The following is a 730-nucleotide window of genomic DNA, read 5'->3' as shown; positions in this document are numbered from 1 at the left end:
GGACGCCGCCGCGCGGACCCTCGCCCGCGCCGGCGGCACCGGCGGGCGTCGGCACCGCCCCCCACTCCCCCGGTGCGGGTACGCCGGGCGGGCGGATCGGCCGACGGCCGCCCCCGGCCTCGGACTCGCCCGGCTCCTTGGCGCCCGGCCAGGGCTTGGCCGCCCGGGAGGCGAGCACGAACTCCTTGCGCAGCGGGTGGCCCTCGAACTCGGGGGGCAGCAGCAGCGGCCGCAGCCCGGCGTGGCCGACGAAGTCGATGCCGAACATCTCGTGCGTCTCCCGCTCGTGCCAGGCGGCGCCCGGGTAGACGTCGACCACCGAGGCGACCGCCGGTGACTGCCGGGGCACCCGGGTACGCAGCAGCAGCCCGTGCCGCCGGGTGGTTGACCAGAGGTGGGCCACCACGTCGAAACCCTCGGCCAGCTCGTCCACCGCCGAGAGCCAGTCGAAGAAGTCGCAGGCCAGCTCGGCGTCGTCGCGGGCGGCGCGGAGCGCCTCGGGCCAGCTCGCCGGCGGTACGTCGACCGTGGCGCGGGCGTGCGCCTGACCGCCGGAGACCGACAGGGTCGCCTCGGCGGGCGCGAGCAGCGCGACCATCCGCTGGCCGACCTCTTCCGGAGTCATGCGGCTGATCCTAGGGCCTCCGCACCGGGGCCCGCCCGCGGCGATCGGCGGCCGGGGGTGGTGGTGCGGAGGCCCTAGGATCAGCCGCATGACTCCGGAAGAGGT

The 730-nt window shown here is 77.1% G+C and carries 1 protein-coding gene; it reads right to left on the bottom strand.

What is annotated here, in order from left to right:
* Positions 1 to 625, bottom strand: a 625-nt coding sequence (locus C1I99_RS31775) for an NADH-quinone oxidoreductase subunit C (RefSeq protein WP_111137797.1), incomplete at its 3' end; no start/stop codon positions are given.
* Between the last annotated feature and the right edge of the window lie 105 nt (positions 626 to 730).

The organism is Micromonospora deserti (assembly GCF_003236335.1).
Taxonomy (GTDB): Bacteria; Actinomycetota; Actinomycetes; order Mycobacteriales; family Micromonosporaceae; genus Micromonospora; species Micromonospora deserti.
Note: the sequence above shows the minus strand (reverse complement) of the source record. Positions and strands in the feature narration are given on the sequence as shown.